14 protein-coding genes are annotated in these 15,859 nt (G+C 67.0%); 6 read left to right on the top strand and 8 right to left on the bottom strand.

The window, feature by feature from the left end:
• Positions 1-36 precede the first annotated feature (36 nt).
• The 5 genes from SALMUC_RS18185 to coxB all read right to left on the bottom strand — a co-directional run bounded on the left by SALMUC_RS18185 (position 37) and on the right by coxB (position 3,529).
• Complete coding sequence (locus SALMUC_RS18185) at positions 37-837, bottom strand: cytochrome c oxidase subunit 3 (RefSeq protein ID WP_020039076.1); 801 nt, start codon at positions 835-837, stop codon at positions 37-39.
• Positions 838-863: 26 nt separating this feature from the next.
• A complete protein-coding gene (locus SALMUC_RS18180) occupies positions 864-1,454 on the bottom strand; it encodes a cytochrome c oxidase assembly protein (protein WP_020039077.1) in 591 nt (196 codons plus the stop codon).
• Positions 1,444-1,632 (bottom strand): hypothetical protein, encoded by a 189-nt coding sequence (locus SALMUC_RS18175; RefSeq protein ID WP_020039078.1) that lies wholly within the window; start codon positions 1,630-1,632, stop codon positions 1,444-1,446. The genes SALMUC_RS18180 and SALMUC_RS18175 overlap by 11 nt, the downstream gene beginning before the upstream one ends.
• A complete protein-coding gene (cyoE, locus tag SALMUC_RS18170) occupies positions 1,629-2,576 on the bottom strand; it encodes a heme o synthase (RefSeq protein ID WP_020039079.1) in 948 nt (315 codons plus the stop codon). Before cyoE ends, SALMUC_RS18175 begins: the two co-directional genes overlap by 4 nt.
• A gap of 74 nt (positions 2,577-2,650) precedes the next feature.
• Positions 2,651-3,529 carry a cytochrome c oxidase subunit II gene (gene coxB / locus SALMUC_RS18165; protein WP_037372216.1) on the bottom strand — a complete coding sequence of 293 codons (879 nt, stop codon included), beginning with the start codon at positions 3,527-3,529 and terminating at the stop codon, positions 2,651-2,653.
• Positions 3,530-3,717: 188 nt separating this feature from the next.
• Between coxB and tldD the strand changes: the two genes are divergently transcribed.
• The 6 genes from tldD to SALMUC_RS18135 all read left to right on the top strand — a co-directional run bounded on the left by tldD (position 3,718) and on the right by SALMUC_RS18135 (position 11,515).
• Positions 3,718-5,139, top strand: coding sequence for a metalloprotease TldD (tldD, locus tag SALMUC_RS18160; protein WP_020039081.1), 1,422 nt, complete (start codon positions 3,718-3,720; stop codon positions 5,137-5,139).
• A 103-nt stretch (positions 5,140-5,242) separates the two neighbouring features.
• A complete protein-coding gene (gene dprA, locus SALMUC_RS18155) occupies positions 5,243-6,412 on the top strand; it encodes a DNA-processing protein DprA (protein WP_084514025.1) in 1,170 nt (389 codons plus the stop codon).
• A gap of 133 nt (positions 6,413-6,545) precedes the next feature.
• The gene (topA, locus tag SALMUC_RS18150; RefSeq protein ID WP_020039083.1) at positions 6,546-9,326 is read left to right on the top strand and encodes a type I DNA topoisomerase; all 2,781 of its coding nucleotides are present in this window, start codon (positions 6,546-6,548) and stop codon (positions 9,324-9,326) included.
• 190 nt (positions 9,327-9,516) lie between these two features.
• Positions 9,517-10,086, top strand: coding sequence for a L,D-transpeptidase (locus SALMUC_RS18145; protein WP_020039084.1), 570 nt, complete (start codon positions 9,517-9,519; stop codon positions 10,084-10,086).
• Between the two features lie 98 nt (positions 10,087-10,184).
• On the top strand, positions 10,185-10,889 hold the full coding sequence (locus SALMUC_RS18140; RefSeq protein WP_020039085.1) for a CoA transferase subunit A: 705 nt from the start codon (positions 10,185-10,187) through the stop codon (positions 10,887-10,889).
• A complete protein-coding gene (locus SALMUC_RS18135) occupies positions 10,889-11,515 on the top strand; it encodes a 3-oxoacid CoA-transferase subunit B (RefSeq protein WP_020039086.1) in 627 nt (208 codons plus the stop codon). The genes SALMUC_RS18140 and SALMUC_RS18135 overlap by 1 nt, the downstream gene beginning before the upstream one ends.
• A 63-nt stretch (positions 11,516-11,578) precedes the next feature.
• On the opposite strand, the gene SALMUC_RS18130 is transcribed toward SALMUC_RS18135, so the two are convergent.
• The 3 genes from SALMUC_RS18130 to SALMUC_RS18120 all read right to left on the bottom strand — a co-directional run bounded on the left by SALMUC_RS18130 (position 11,579) and on the right by SALMUC_RS18120 (position 15,714).
• Positions 11,579-13,081: an SLC13 family permease gene (locus SALMUC_RS18130; protein ID WP_020039087.1), complete on the bottom strand. Its 1,503-nt coding sequence runs from the start codon at positions 13,079-13,081 to the stop codon at positions 11,579-11,581.
• Positions 13,082-13,327: 246 nt separating this feature from the next.
• Positions 13,328-13,783, bottom strand: coding sequence for a phasin, PhaP (locus SALMUC_RS18125; protein WP_020039088.1), 456 nt, complete (start codon positions 13,781-13,783; stop codon positions 13,328-13,330).
• Positions 13,784-13,917: 134 nt separating this feature from the next.
• Complete coding sequence (locus tag SALMUC_RS18120; protein ID WP_020039089.1) at positions 13,918-15,714, bottom strand: PHA/PHB synthase family protein; 1,797 nt, start codon at positions 15,712-15,714, stop codon at positions 13,918-13,920.
• Positions 15,715-15,859: the final 145 nt, after the last annotated feature.

The following is a 15,859-nucleotide window of genomic DNA, read 5'->3' as shown; positions in this document are numbered from 1 at the left end:
GGCGGGCGCTTGTGATGGTCTGCGTCGCGGTGCGGTTCAGCCGCCCCAGACGTAGATGGCGGCGAAGAGGAAGAGCCAGACCACGTCGACGAAATGCCAGTACCAGGCGGCCGCCTCGAAGCCCACGTGCTTGTCGGGCGTGAAGTCGCCGCCCAGCAGGCGCAGCAGGCAGACGAAGAGGAAGATCGTCCCGATGATCACGTGCATCCCGTGGAAACCCGTCGCCATGAAGAAGTTGGCGCCGTAGATGTTGCCCGAGAAGCCGAAGGCCGCGTGGCTGTATTCATAGGCCTGGAAGACCGTGAAGATGGCGCCGAGCGCGATGCCGATGATCAGGCCCCACTTCATGTCCTCGCGGTTGTTCTCGTGCACCAGCGCGTGGTGCGCCCAGGTCACGGCCGCGCCCGAGCACAGCAGGATCAGGGTGTTGATCAGCGGCAGGTGCCAGGGGTCGAAGGTCTCGATCCCGGCGGGCGGCCAAACGCCGTCCTGCGCGGGGGAGTTCGGCCCCATCGGGTAGAGCGCGTGCTTGAAGAAGCTCCAGAACCACGCGAGGAAGAACATCACCTCGGACATGATGAACAGGATGAAGCCGTACTTGAGGCCGATCTGCACGACGGGCGTGTGATCGCCCACGCGGCTTTCGGCGATGACGTCCGACCACCAGCCGAACATCACGTAGAGAACGCCCACGAAGCCGATCAGGAAGATCCAGGGGCCGCTGTCCTTCATCCAAAGGACGGCCCCGAAGAGCATCACGAACGACGAGACCGAAGCGACGAAAGGCCAGATCGACGGGCTCAGGATGTGGTAGTCATGTTCTTTAGCGTGCGCCATCTCGTTTCCCTCGTTGGATCTCGGCGTTAGTTGACGGAGCTTGCGTCCGCGTTCTCGGTCTCGAGCGAAGCCTGCACCTCTTCGGGCAGGTCGATCTCGTAGAAGGTGTAGCTGAGCGTGATGTGGTTGGTGTGCTTCGCGTCCGGATCGTTGACGATCGCGGGGTCGACGAAGAAGTTCACCGGCATCTCGACACGCTCACCGGGCATCAGCACCTGTTCGGTGAAGCAGAAGCAGGCGATCTTGTTGAAGAAGTTGCCCGCGTCGAAGGGGTAGACGTTGTAGGCCGCCTGCCCGGCGATCGGTCGGTCGGTCGGATTGTAGGCCTCGTAGAAAGCCAGGCCGTCCTGTCCGATCTTGACCGTCATTTCGGTCTGCATCGGCTTGAACTCCCAGGGCATCCCGCGCTCCTTCGAGGCGTCGAAGCGCACCGTGATTTCGCGCTCCAGAACCTCGCCGGTGGTGGCCGAGGCCACGCCGGTCTCGCCGCCGTAGCCGGTCACCCGGCAGAAGAAATCGTAGAGCGGGACCGAGGCCCAGGCCATGCCGCCCATGAAGAGCACGACGCCCACGAGCTGAAGGACCGTCTTCTTGGGGTTGTTGCCGTCAGTTTTCATTGCTCGTCTCCTCAATGGCCCGTCCGGGCGCACCCGGGTTGGTCGAGAAGTCGCCGCGCCCGATCTTGACGATCGTCAGGCCGAAGATGATCACGATGAAGGCCGCGAGCACGAGGCCCACGCCAAGGTTGCGGCCCATGCGGCGCTTGTGGAGGTCGTGGAGGCGCGCGATGCTCATGCCCAGCCTCCGAAGCCGAAGCGTGCCAGGCCGGCCTCGACCAGGATCGCGCCGAAATGCGCGAAGAGGTAGAGCAGCGACAGCTTGAAGAACGCTTTCTCGGCCTTGTAGTTGTCCGCCTCCGAGGCCGCCTCGTCTCGGCGGAAGATGTCCCAGGCGCCCTTGAGGAAGAGCGCGTTGAGGACCAGCGCGGTCGCCAGGTAGACCGGCCCGCCGACGGCGGTGAAGGCGGTGCCGACGGCCAGCGCGGCCAGCAGCACGGTGTAGACGAGGATGTGCACGCGGGTCGACCGGCGACCGTGGGTCACGGTCAGCATCGGCACCTTGGCGGCGTCGTAGTCACCCCGCATGAAGAGCGCGAGGGCCCAGAAGTGCGGCGGCGTCCACATGAAGGTCAGGCAGAACATCAGCACGGCCTCGACGCTGACCGATCCGGTCGCGGCGGCCCAGCCGATCATCGGGGGGAAGGCGCCGGCGGCGCCGCCGATGACGATGTTCTGGGGCGTCGTGCGCTTCAGCCACATGGTGTAGATCACGACGTAGAAGAAGATGGTGAAGGCCAGCAGGCCGGCGGCCAGCCAGTTGGTGGCGAGCCCCAGGAACACTACCGCGAAGGCCGAAAGCACCAGCCCGATGGCCAGCGCCTCGCCGCCCTCGACACGGCCCGAGGGGATCGGACGGCGCGCGGTGCGGCGCATCACGGCGTCGATGTCGGCGTCCCACCACATGTTCAGCGCGCCCGAGGCGCCACCGCCCACGGCGATGAAGAGAATCGCGCAGAAGCCCACGAAGGGATGCACCGACGCCGGCGCTGCCAGCAGGCCGACAAAGGCGGTGAAGACCACCAGCGTCATGACGCGCGGCTTCAGGAGCGCGAAGTAGTCGCCGAATTGCGCTTCGGTCTCGGCGCCGGGAACCTTGGCGTTGGTGCTGAGGTCGGTCATCTGGGTCTTTCAGGCAGTCGGGCAGTCAGTCGGAGAAGGGCGCATCCCGGCGGTCCGGGATGCGCGGAACCGGATCAGGCGCCGGCGAGGAACTGGTTCACGTCCACGTACCAGCCCTCTTCCTTGGAGGCGGCGAGCCATGCGTCGTAGGCCTCCTGGCTGACCACCTTGACGGTGATCGGCATGTAGGCGTGCTGGATGCCGCAGAGCTCCGAGCACTGGCCGTAGTAGATCCCCTCGCGCTCGGGCGTGAACCACAGCTCGGCGATCCGGCCCGGAACGGCGTCCTGCTTCACGCCGAAGGCGGGGATGGTCCAGGAGTGGATCACGTCGGCGCCGGTCACCTGCACGACCACGGTTGCGCCCACGGGAACGACCATGGCGGTGTCGGTGGCGAGCAGGAAGTCGTCGCGCGAGTAGCCGGCTTCTGTCAGCTGCTCCTCGACCTCGGGCGTCAGGCGGTTGTCGCCGCCGGTCGCGGGCGAGCCGATCATGTAGCCGTCATAGCCCAGGTCTTCGCCGACGTACTCGTAGCCCCAGTACCACTGGTAGCCGGTCGCCTTGATGACGACGTCGCCCTCGGGGATTTCCTGCTGGTTGAAGAGCACCGGCAGCGAGTAGGCGCCGATCACCACGAGAACCACGATGGGACCCAGCGTCCAGGCCACCTCGAGCGGGGTGTTGTGCGTGAAGCTCTTGGGGTTCGGGTTGGCGCGGCTGTTGTAGCGCAGGACGGCGAAGAGGAGCAGGCCGGCCACGAGGATGCAGATCGCGGTGATGATGACCAGGATCATCCCGTCCAGCCACTGCAGGTCTTCGGCCAGGCCCGTTGCCGCGGGCTGGAAGCCCATGCCGCCCGCGTGGGGCTTGCCCACCGTTTCGAGGTCCTGTGCCAGGGCGGGGGCGGCCGTGAGGCCGGCCAGGAGGCCCGTCAGCATCGAAATCTTACGCATGTCTCACCTGATCCGGTTGTCTTTCTTGTGTCGTCGCAGGAGGATGGCGTGCGGGCCGGTCGCCCGGACATACCCCTCCCCGTTGAGCTGTGCCTTTAAATTGCACAAAGCGGGCACCAGATAAAGCCGAACCGCTGCGGCGAAACGGCGCTTTTTCTTGATCTAGATCAAATCACGCGAGGAAGACAATGAGTGACGGCCCCTTCCGCCCCTTCGAGACCGCGCTGGACCGCGACCGCACGCTGGCCCAGTTGCGCGCGGCGCTGGAGGGCGCCGAGGACGGGGAACTCTTTCTCGAGCGGAAGCGATCCGAGGCGCTCGTGCTGGACGACGGGCGAATCAAGACCGCGAGCTATGACGCCTCCGAGGGATTCGGCCTGCGCGCCGTCGCCGGCGAGGTTGCGGGCTATGCCCATGCGACCGAGCTTTCCGAGGCCGCCATCGGCCGGGCCTCCGAGACGGCGCGTCTCGCGGTGGGCGACGGCGGCGGCGTGATGGCCCCGCCGCCCGCGGGCACCAACCGCCGGCTCTACACCGATGCCGACCCGATCGACGGGCAGTCGTTTCCTGTGAAGGTCGACACGCTGCGCGAGATCGACGCCTTCGCCCGGGCCCTCGACAGCCGGGTGGTGCAGGTCACGGCTACCATCGCCGCCTCGTTGCAGGAGGTCGCGATCCTGCGCCCCGAGGACGTGCTGGTGACCGACGTGCGCCCGATGACCCGTGTCAACGTGAGCGTCATCGTCGAGGAGAACGGCCGCCGCGAATCCGGCACCGCGGGCGGCGGCGGGCGTGTCACGCTCGACGGCCTGCTCGAGCCGCAGGACTGGCAGGCCAAGGCCCGCGAGGCGTTGCGCATCGCGCTGGTGAACCTGCGCGCCGAGCCTGCTCCGGCGGGTGTCATGGACATCGTGCTTGGCCCCGGCTGGCCCGGCATCCTGCTGCATGAGGCCATCGGCCACGGGCTCGAAGGCGACTTCAACCGCAAGAAATCCTCGGCCTTCGCGGGGCTCATGGGCCAGCAGGTCGCGGCCAAGGGCGTGACCGTTCTGGACGACGGCACCATCCCCGACCGGCGCGGATCGATCAGCGTGGACGATGAGGGCACGCCCTCGGGCAAGAACGTGCTGATCGAGGACGGCGTGCTGGTGGGCTACATGCAGGACCGGCAGAACGCGCGCCTCATGGGGGCGCAGCCCACCGGCAACGGCCGACGCGAGAGCTACGCGCATATCCCGATGCCGCGCATGACCAACACCTACATGCTGGGCGGCGACAGCGACCCGGCCGACATCGTGGCGGGGCTGGATGACGGCATCTGGGCCGTGGGATTCGGCGGCGGGCAGGTCGACATCACCAACGGCAAGTTCGTCTTCAGCTGTACGGAAGCCTACCGCGTCAAGAACGGCAAGGTGGGCGCGCCGGTCAAGGGCGCCACGCTGATCGGCGACGGGGCGACGGCGCTGGGCCAGATCCGGGCGCTCGGCAACGACATGGCGCTCGACCCCGGTATGGGCAACTGCGGCAAGCAGGGCCAGTGGGTGCCGGTGGGCGTGGGCCAGCCCACGGTGATGATCGGCGGTCTGACGGTGGGCGGCGCGGCCGCCTGATCCGCCGTCCCTGCGGGGACGGGCCGCCAGAAATCTTGTGGCCGTTTACCTGCAATTAAGGAAGGTCGCGCTAGACCTGACCCTGCAAGAAGACGGGGTCAGAATGACCGAGGACAATTATTCTTCCGCTCACCCCCCACTCCCACCCACCACGGAAGACGCTCGGGTGTTGTGGCTCCGTCTCTTGCGCTCGCGCCGCGTGGGCGTGACGACCTTCTGGCGGCTGATGGCCGAACATGGTGACGCGGCGGCCGCGCTGGCCGCGTTGCCCGGGGTCGCCCGGGCCGCCGGTGTCGAGAACTACCAGATCTGTCCCGAGGGTGTCGTGCAGGCCGAACTCGCCGCGGCTCGGCGCCACGGCGCGCGCATGATCTGCCGGGGCGAACCGGAGTATCCCGCCGACCTTTCGGACATCGCCGATCCGCCGCCGATCCTCTGGGCCGCCGGCGACGCGGGCGTCATGGCGCGGCCGATGATCGCGCTCGTGGGCGCACGCAATGCCTCGTCTCTGGGCACACGCATGGCCCGCGCGCTTGCGCAGGGGCTGGGCGAGGCGGGATTCGTCGTGGTCTCGGGGCTGGCGCGCGGCGTGGACACGGCCGCGCACGCGGCCGCGCTGGACACAGGCACGGCAGCGGTCCTGGGCGGCGGCGTCGACGTGCTCTACCCCTCGGAAAACGCGGGTCTGGCGGAGGGCATCCGGGCCAGGGGTGGCGCTCTGCTGTCCGAGCAGCCCATGGGCACCCAGCCGCAGGCGCGGCATTTCCCGGCGCGCAACCGCATCGTCTCGGGGCTCTCGCGCGCGGTCGTCGTGGTCGAGGCCGCGGCGAAATCCGGCTCGCTCATCACCGCGCGCTGCGCGCTGGACCAGGGGCGCGAGGTTCTCGCCGTGCCGGGCCATCCGCTCGATGCGCGGGCCGGCGGCTGCAACATCCTGATCCGCGACGGCGCACGGCTTGTCCGCAGCGCCGAGGACGTGGTCGAGGCGCTGGGACCATCCGAGGCCCCGGCGCCGCAGCGCGACCTGCCGCTCGAGGCGCCTGCGGAAGACCCCCGGGTCCCGCCCGCCGCGCCGGAAAAGCGCAGCCTGGCCGAAACCGCCGCGCTGCACGCGCAGATCCTGTCACGGCTGGGCCCCGCGCCGCTGGCCGAGGATCAGCTCATCCGCGACCTCGGCGCGACCTCCGGCACGGTCTCTCCGGCGCTTACCGATCTCGAGGTCGAGGGCCGGATCGAGCGGCGCCCGGGCGGGCTCCTGTCGCTCGTCGTCTAGGGCCACCGGGGCCCCTCACGGGGGCGGTGGCCGGCGGCCACATTGACATTCCCCCCTTGCGTCCCACATCTTGCGCCGCCATGACGGCCCGCGAGCAGGCCGTTCCAATAATGTCCGAGAGGTCAGAGCTTTCATGCCCGTCGTCGTCGTCGAGTCCCCGGCCAAGGCCAAGACAATCAACAAGTATCTGGGCTCCGACTACACGGTTCTCGCCTCGTACGGACACGTCCGGGACCTGCCGCCCAAGGACGGATCGGTCGATCCCGAGCACGATTTCGCCATGAAATGGGAGATCGCGAACGATTCCCGCAAGCACGTTTCAGCCATCGCCGAGGCGCTCAAGACCGACAACGCGCTCATTCTCGCGACCGACCCCGATCGCGAGGGCGAGGCGATCTCGTGGCACCTCAAGGAGGCGCTGACCAAGCGGCGCTCGATCAAGAAGGACACGGACGTCCGTCGCGTGACCTTCAACGCGATCACCAAGAGCGCCGTCACCGAGGCGATGCAGAACCCGCGCGAGATCGACGCGCCGCTGGTCGAGGCCTACCTCGCTCGCCGCGCGCTGGACTACCTCGTGGGGTTCAACCTCAGCCCCGTGCTCTGGCGCAAGCTGCCGGGCGCCAAGTCGGCGGGGCGCGTGCAGTCGGTCTGCCTGCGCCTCATCGTCGAGCGCGAGATGGAGATCGAGGCTTTCGATCCCCGCGAATATTGGCAGGTCAAGGCGCTGCTGAGCACGCCGCGCGGTCAGGACTTCGAGGCGCGTCTGACAGTGCTGGGCGGCAAGAAGCTCGACCGCTACGACATCGAGAACGCCACGCAGGCCGAGCTTGCGGTGCAGGCCATCACCTCGCGCGCCCTCAAGGTCGCCAGCGTCGAGGCCAAGCCATCGAGCCGGAACCCCTCGGCGCCCTTCATGACCTCGACCCTGCAGCAGGAAGCGAGCCGCAAGTTCGGCATGGGCGCCCGGGCCTGCATGAGCGCGGCGCAGCGCCTCTACGAGGCCGGCCATATCACCTACATGCGGACCGATGGCATCGACATGGCCCCGGAAGCGGTCAGCGCCTGCCGTGATGCCATCGCCGACCGCTACGGCAAGGACTACGTGCCCGGCAGCCCGCGCATCTACAAGAACAAGGCCAAGAACGCGCAGGAAGCGCACGAGTGCATCCGACCGACCGACATGGCGGCGGATGCCGAGTCGCTCAAGCTGCGCGAGGCCGACCAGCGCAAGCTCTACGACCTGATCTGGAAGCGCACGCTCGCCTGCCAGATGGAGGCCGCGCGGCTGGAGCGCACCACCGTCGAGATCGCCAGCGACGACGGCCAGGTGGGCCTGCGCGCGACGGGGCAGGTGGTGCTCTTCGACGGCTTCCTGAAGGTTTACGAAGAGGGCCGCGACGACGTGGCCGACGACGACGACAAGCGCCTGCCGCAGATCATGGAAGGCGACGCCGCGACGTTCGCCAAGGCCGGGCTGCATCAGCAGTTTTCCAAGGCGGCCGAGAAGGGCGACGAGGTGGTCGAGAGCGCAAGTGCCGGCGGCATGCAGACGGCCTCGTCCGCGGTGCTGTCGGAGAACGGCTCGGTGCTCGCGACGCAGAGCTTCACCCAGCCGCCGCCGCGCTACACCGAGGCGACGCTGGTCAAGAAGATGGAAGAGCTGGGCATCGGCCGGCCCTCGACCTACGCCAGCGTGATCGGCACGATCCAGGACCGCGAGTACGTCCGCAAGGAACAGAACCGCCTGATCCCCGAGGACAAGGGCCGGATCGTCACGATCTTCCTGCTCAACTTCTTCCGGAAATACGTGGGCTACGAGTTCACCGCGGAGCTCGAGAACGAGCTCGACGAGGTTTCGGCCGGCGAGATGGACTACAAGTCGCTGCTGGCAAAGTTCTGGCGCGATTTCTCGGCCGCGATCTCGGAGACCTCGGATCTGCGGATCGCCGAGGTGTTGGACGTGCTCGACGACGCGCTCGCGCCGCAGCTCTACCCGCCGCGCGAGGACGGCTCTGATCCGCGCATCTGCCCGCGCTGCGGGCAGGGGCGGCTGCACCTCAAGACATCGCGCACCGGCGGGTTCGTGGGCTGCGGCAACTACCCCGAGTGCACCTATACCCGCCCCATCGCGGGCGAGGGCGCCGAGGGCGAGGAAAAGCTGCTGGGCTATGACGACGAGGACGAGATCTGGCTCAAGGCCGGCCGTTTCGGCCCCTACGTCCAGCGCGGCGAGCCGACGCCCGAGGTCAAGAAACCGCCGCGCGCCTCGCTGCCGAAGGCGCGGGGGCAGTATCTGCCGGGCTGGTCGCCCGACGACATGACGCTCGAGAAGGCGCTGACGCTGCTCACGCTGCCGCGCGAGATCGGCATGCACCCCGAAGGCGGGGTCATCAAGTCGAACCTCGGCCGTTTCGGGCCCTACGTCGTGCACCAGCTGCCCGACGAGGCGAAGCCGGTCTACGTGAACCTCAAGGAGTTCCAGGAGGTCTTCGAGATCGGCATGAACCACGCGGTGGAGCTTCTTGCGGAGAAGCGCGCCAACCCCGGCCGGGGCAGGGGCGCCGCCGCGAAGCCGATCAAGGAGCTTGGCGAGCATCCCGACGGCGGCAAGGTCGCTGTCTACGAGGGGCGCTACGGCCCCTACGTGAAGTGGGAGAAGATCAACGCGACGCTGCCGAAGGAGACCGAGCCTTCGGAGGTGACGCTCGAGAGCGCGCTGCCGCTCATCGCCGAGAAGGCCGCCAAGAAGGGCGGCGGCAAGAAGAAGGCCGCTCCGAAGAAGGCGACCACGGCCAAGAAAGCCGCGCCGAAGAAGACCGCCGCCAAGAAGACGAGCGCCAGCAAGAGCACGTCCAAGACGGCCGCCGCCGGCAAGGCGGCCGCCAAGACGGACGAGGCCGACGACGCGTGACAGCGCGTGGCCCCGGCGGGCGCCGAGGCCACCGCCTTTCGACCGGGAATGCCCGGTTTCACGGCATCGGAACGGCCCCGTGTGGCCGATGCGCACCGATACATCGACACACAAGAATACGTGATTGGTCTTTGTTCGGCCGCCACTTCAGGTTGCGTACTGTCAGCCACGATGAGGAGACCGCAACACCATGTCGAACAACGGATTTTCACGCCGCCGCCTGCTTGCCACCGCCGGGGCCGCCTGCGCGCTTCCGCTGGTGCCCGCCCAGGTTCATGCCTCCGAGGCGGCCACGACCACGCGGCGCAATATCTCGAGCTTCGTGGCGCAGGACTGGCGCGACCACTTCGATGACCTCGGCGTTGCCACGATCGTTGCCGACACCCGCTCGCGGGCGCTGCACTTCTGGTCGGGCGACGGCACCGACTACCGGGTCTATCCGACCTCGGTGCCCAAGACCGAGCAGCTGACCAAGCGCGGCTATACCAAGATCGTGCGCAAGAAGGTGGGCCCGGACTGGACGCCGACGCCCAGCCAACTGGAACGCTTCCCCGACTGGGAATACATTCCGCCCGGGCCGGACAATCCGCTCGGCACCCATGCGATGTATCTCAGCTGGCCCGCCTACATCATCCACGGCACGCACGACACGCGCAAGATCGGGCGGCGCAGCTCGGACGGCTGCATCGGGCTCTACAACCCCAAGATCGAAGAGCTTTTCGCGCTTTGCCCGGTGGGCACGCAGGTGCGCCTCATCTGACAGGCGCGGGGCGCCCCCCCGGGGCAAGGGGGCGCCTTCGTTGACTCTCCCTCTGCGGCGCGGCACAACCTTCGTCACCAATCCATAGGGAGGACTTCATGCAGAAAGTCTACGGTTCGGCGGCAGAGGCGCTCGACGGCCTGCTGCACGACGGCATGCTGATCGCGGCGGGCGGCTTCGGCCTCTGCGGTATCCCCGAACTCCTGATCCAGGCGATCCGCGACGCGGGCACGAAGGATCTGACCGTGGCGTCCAACAACGCCGGCGTCGACGGCTTCGGGCTGGGCCTGCTGCTCGAAAGCAAGCAGGTCAAGAAGATGATGAGCTCCTACGTCGGCGAGAACGCCGAGTTCATGCGGCAGTACCTGTCCGGCGAGCTGGAGCTGGAGTTCAACCCGCAGGGCACCCTGGCAGAGCGCATGCGCGCCGGCGGCGCCGGCATCGCGGGCTTCTACACCAAGACCGGGTACGGCACGCAGATCGGCGAAGGCAAGGAAGTGAAGAAGTTCGGCGAGGATCACTACATCCTCGAGGAAGGCATCTTCGCGGACCTGTCGATCGTGAAGGCCTGGAAGGCCGACGACACCGGCAACCTCGTGTTCCGCAAGACGGCGCGCAACTTCAACCCGCCGGCGGCGATGTGCGGCAAGGTCTGCGTCGCGGAGGTCGAGGAAATCGTGCCGCGCGGCTCGCTCGATCCCGACTGCATCCACCTGCCGGGCATCTATGTGCACCGCCTGATCCAGGGCGAGCACGAGAAGCGCATCGAGAAGGTCACCACCCGCAAGAAGGAGGCCGTGTAATGCCCTGGGAACGCGACCAGATGGCCGAACGCGCCGCGCAGGAACTGGAAGACGGCTGGTACGTCAACCTCGGGATCGGCATCCCGACGCTTGTCGCCAACTACGTCGGCGACAAGGACATCACGCTGCAGTCCGAGAACGGCATGCTGGGCATGGGGCCTTTCCCCTACGAGGGTGAAGAGGATCCCGACCTCATCAACGCCGGCAAGCAGACGATCACCGAGCTGAACCGCACGTCCTATTTCGACAGCGCCGAGAGCTTCGCCATGATCCGCGGCGGCAAGATCGCGGCTGCGATCCTGGGCGCCATGGAGGTGGCCGAGAACGGCGATCTCGCGAACTGGATGATCCCGGGCAAGCTCGTGAAGGGCATGGGCGGGGCCATGGACCTCGTCGCCGGCGTGAAGAAGGTGGTCGTGGTCATGGACCACACCAACAAGACGGGCGAGCCCAAGCTTCTCAGGAAGTGCACTTTGCCGCTGACCGGCACCGGCGTGGTGGACCGCATCATCACCAACCTCGGCGTGCTCGACGTGGTCGAGGGCGGTCTGAAGATCGTCGAATGCGCGCCCGGCGTGACCGAGGACGAGATCCGCGAGAAGACCGAGGCGACCATCGTCGACTGATCGCCGGTCTGAACGGACAAGCGAGGGCGCGCCCGGCGGGGCGCGCCCTTTTTCATGCGCGGCTCACATCCCGAAGACGGGGCCGGCCAGCAGGCGCATCGCGAGGAAGACGACCACGGCCGAGCAGATGTTCAGCAGGATGCCCGCGCGCACCATGTCGCTCAGCGTCATGCGCTCGTAGGAGAAGACGATGGCGTTGGGCGGCGTCGCGACGGGCATCATGAAGGCCATCGAGGCGCCAAGCGCGACGGGCACGGTCAGCCAGGGCACCGCGACACCGAGGCCCACGGCCACGGCGCCGAGGATCGGCAGGAAAGTGGCGGTGGAGGCGGTGTTCGAGGTGATCTCGGTCAGCACGATGATCGCCCCGGCCACCACGAAGATCAGCATCCACAGGTTGATGCCCTCGAGCGAGGCGACCTGGTCGCCGATCCACTGCGCGAGGCCGGTGGAGTCGAAGGCCCCGGCCAGCGCGAGACCGCCGCCGAAGAGCATCAGCACGCCCCAGGGGAGGCTGCGCGCCACGCTCCAGTCGAGCACGAAGCCCTGGCTCCGGCCGACGGGCAGGGCAAAGAGCAGCACCGCGGCGGTCATGGCAATGCCGCTGTCGTCGATGGGCAGGCCAAGGAAGCTGCGCGTGATCCAGAAGAACGCGGCCGCACCGAAGACGACGGCAACGATGATCTCGCCCCGGTCCATGCGGCCGAGCTGCTTGTATTCGTCGTCGATGACCGAACGCACCGAGCCCAGCTCGAGCCCGGACATGGGGAAGGCCAGTCGCGTCAGCACGATGTAGGCGAGCGGCAGCATGACCAGCACGACGGGCACACCGAGCAGCATCCACTGCATGAAGCCGATCTCGACGTCGTAGCTGTCCGACAGGATCCCGGCCATGAGCGCGTTCGGCGGCGTGCCGATCAGCGTGCCGACCCCCCCGATCGACGCGGAGTAGGCGATGGCCAGCATCAGCGCGACGCCGAAGTTGTGGACCAGCTTCTTGTCCTCGATCCGGTCGTCGATGAACTCGATGACCGAAACGCCCACGGCATACATCATCACGGCGGTCGCGGTGTTGGAGATCCACATCGACAGAAAGGCCGTGGCCAGCATGAAGCCCATGACGATGCGCGAGGGCGTGCTGCCGATGGCGCGCACGATGAAGAGCGCGATCCGGCGGTGCAGGCCCCATTTCTGCATCCCCCCGGCAAGGATGAAGCCGCCGAGGAAGAGGAAGATGAGGTCGTTGCCGTAGCGCGGCGTCACGTCGTCGATGGGCTGGATGCCGAGGATCGGCAGCAGCACGATGGGCAGCAGCGCCGTGGCGGGCAGGGGGATCGCCTCGCTCAGCCACCAGACCACCATCCAGGCGGTCACGGCGACGAGGTGCCAGGCGGTCTCGGGCATCCCGGCGGGCGCGGGCAGCAGGTAGAGCACAAGCGCCAGCACCGGGCCGGCGATCAGCGCCGCGATCTTGCCGGGGCCGATGGGTTCGTCAGCAGTGTCGTGCGGTGGGTGGTTGGGGTTCGTCTGGGCCTGAAGTTCGCGTTCGGTAGCATCCCTGCGCATGAAAGGTCCTGATCGCTGGTTTGGATGAGGGGGCCTGCGTGGCACAGCCCGTCACCCTCCGTCGACCGCGAGGCCTTCGGCGTCAAGGCGCGGAACTGTGCGCCAGCCGAGGCCGGGGGCGCATCCTGCGAACATCGGTCGGTTGATGAAAAAAGGGGCGAGCTCCGAAGAGCCCGCCCCGATCATTGCGCCGAAGGATTGGGAGGAGAGGGGCGCAATGTCCTGGTCTGCCCGGAAGGGCAGGAATTACTTGGCCGCTGCGGTCGATGCCTTCTTGGCGGTCGCGGTCATCTCGTCGGTGGCCTTCTTCATGGCGGCGGTGGCGTCTTCGGAGAAGTCCTTGCCTGCGGCCATCATCAGCTCGACGGTGTCCATCTGGACCTTCTTCGCGATCTCGGCAAAGGCGGCCATGTTCTCGGCGGTCACTTCGGCCTGCGCCGATGCGAACTCGGTCATCGCCTTGGCGTAGTCTGCCGGCTCTTTCTTGGCCTTGGACATTTCGGACATCTTGGTGAGGGTGTCCTTGGTCCACTTGGCCGACAGCTCGGTCGACTTCTCGGCGGCTTCCAGCGCGACGGCCGAGAGCTTCTCGTTCAGGGTCGCGGAGGTCTTGAACGCTTCGTCCATGGCTTTGGTGTCCACGGGGAATGCGCCCATCATGTCTTTCATCATGGCGGTGAAGTCTTGGGTCTTGGCGGCCATAGTTCAAAATCCTGTCTGTCTGCCCGGGCGGGCCCACCCCGCCCTATTTCCTCGGGCTTACAGGAATATGCACGCTGCGGCGCAGCATTTCAAGAGTGAAATGCTGCGCCGCAGCAATGGCGTCCAAGGGATTGTTATCCTTGGTTGGCCTTGACCGTGACGTAGGTGCCGGGGGCCGGGCAGAGCGGCGGATGCGCCGAATCGCCGGGCTCGCGCGCCGGGACCATCTTGCCCGAGCGCTTGCCCAGCCAGGATTCCCAGTGCCCCCACCAGGAGCCCTCGTGGTAGTCGGCCTGCGCCTGCCATTCCTCTGCCGGAAGCTTGAGGTCGGGGTTCAGGTAGTGGCCGTACTTCTTCTTGCTGGGCGGGTTCACGATACCGGCGATGTGGCCCGATTCCGACAGCACGAAGGTCTTGGAGCGCGAGCCCATCTTCTGCACGCCCCGGTAGCAGTCCTTCCAGGCGGCGATGTGGTCGGTCTCGGCGGTGATCGAGATCAGCGGCACGTCGACGTCGGCCAGGTCCAGCGTCTCGCCCTTCAGCTGGAAGCGGCCCTCGGCGAACTCGTTGCGTTGGCAGAGCCCGCGCAGGTACTGCATCGTCATGCGGCCGGGCAGGTTGGCCCCGTCACCGTTCCAGTAGAGCAAGTCGAAGGCCGGCGGCGTCTCGCCCATCATGTAGGAGCGGATCGCGGGCGTGTAGATCAGGTCCGTCGAGCGCAGGAACGAGAAGGTGCGCGACATGATGAAGCTCTTGAGGATGCCCGAGCGGTTGCACTCGTCCTCGATGCCGTCGATGAAATCGTCCTGCAGGAAGGGCGTGAACTCGCCCTGGTCCGAGAAATCGGTGAGTGCGGTGAAGAAGGTGGCCGATTTCACCTGCTTGTCGCCGCGCTTCTTGAGCAGCGAGAGCACGAGGGCCAGAGTCGTGCCCGCGATGCAGTAGCCCACCGCGTTGACGCGGTCGACGCCGCAGATCTCGCGGGCGACACGCATGGCGGTGAGGAAACCGTCGTCGATGTAGTCCTCGAGCCCGACATCGGCATAGCTTTCGTCGGGGTTGATCCAGCTGACCACGAAAAGCGTGTAGCCCTGGTCGACGATCCAGCGGATCAGGCTGTTCGATTCCTTGAGGTCGAGGATGTAGTACTTGTTGATCCACGGCGGGAAGAGCACGATCGGCGTCTCGTGCACCTTCTCGGTGGTCGGAGAGTACTGGATCAGCTCCATCATGTGATTGCGCCAGACCACCTGCCCGGGCGCGGTCGCGATGTTTTCTCCGATCCGGAAGGCCTCTTCGTCGGCCAGCCGCACGACCAGCTCGCCGTTGTTCGCCTCGAGGTCGGCGACGAGGTTCTCGAGCCCCTTCACGAGGCTCTCGCCCTCGGTCTCGACGGCTTTCTGAAGCGCGTCGGGATTGGTCGCGAAGAAGTTGGTCGGCGCCAGCATGTCGGTGATCTGCTGGGCGAAGTAGCGCAGGCGGCGCTTCTCGGTGGGATCGAGGTCCTCGATCTCGTCGACGGCCTCGCGGATCGCCTCCGAGCTGATGAGGTACTGCTGCTTGATGAAGTTGAAGTAGGGATGCGAATCCCACAGCGGGTTCTTGAAGCGGCGGTCCTTGGGGCCCGGATCCTCGGGCGGCGAGAGCTGTCCGCGGGCAAGCGCCTGCTGCGCTTCCATGAAATGCGTGAGCGACTTGCCCCAGTAGCCGACCTGCTGCTCGAAGACCTTGGCGGGGTTCTGCATCCACTCCTGCCAGTAGGCCTGCGCCGCCTTGGCGTAGAGCCCCGGCTCGGGTCCGCCGAGCGCAGGATTGCCCGGACGGCGCTGCGCGAGCGCCTCGACGAGCCTCTGCGTAAGCTCCTCGATCCGGGCGAGATTTGCCGTCAGCGTGTCCTGCTCCGGGCCTGGTTCGGTCGCTTCTGTTGTCATGACAACGAATCCCCCCTATCTTTCCCCCGATCCACCTTATACGTCGTGGCACTCAGGGGCAAAGCGGCGGAACGCGTGGAACGTGCAAGTTGACCCAGGGCGCAGGGGAGGGGCGCCCGGGCGGCGAAGAGGCTGCCTCGGCCCC

The sequence above is a fragment of the Salipiger mucosus DSM 16094 genome (assembly GCF_000442255.1).
Classification (GTDB): domain Bacteria; phylum Pseudomonadota; class Alphaproteobacteria; order Rhodobacterales; family Rhodobacteraceae; genus Salipiger; species Salipiger mucosus.
Note: the sequence above shows the minus strand (reverse complement) of the source record. Positions and strands in the feature narration are given on the sequence as shown.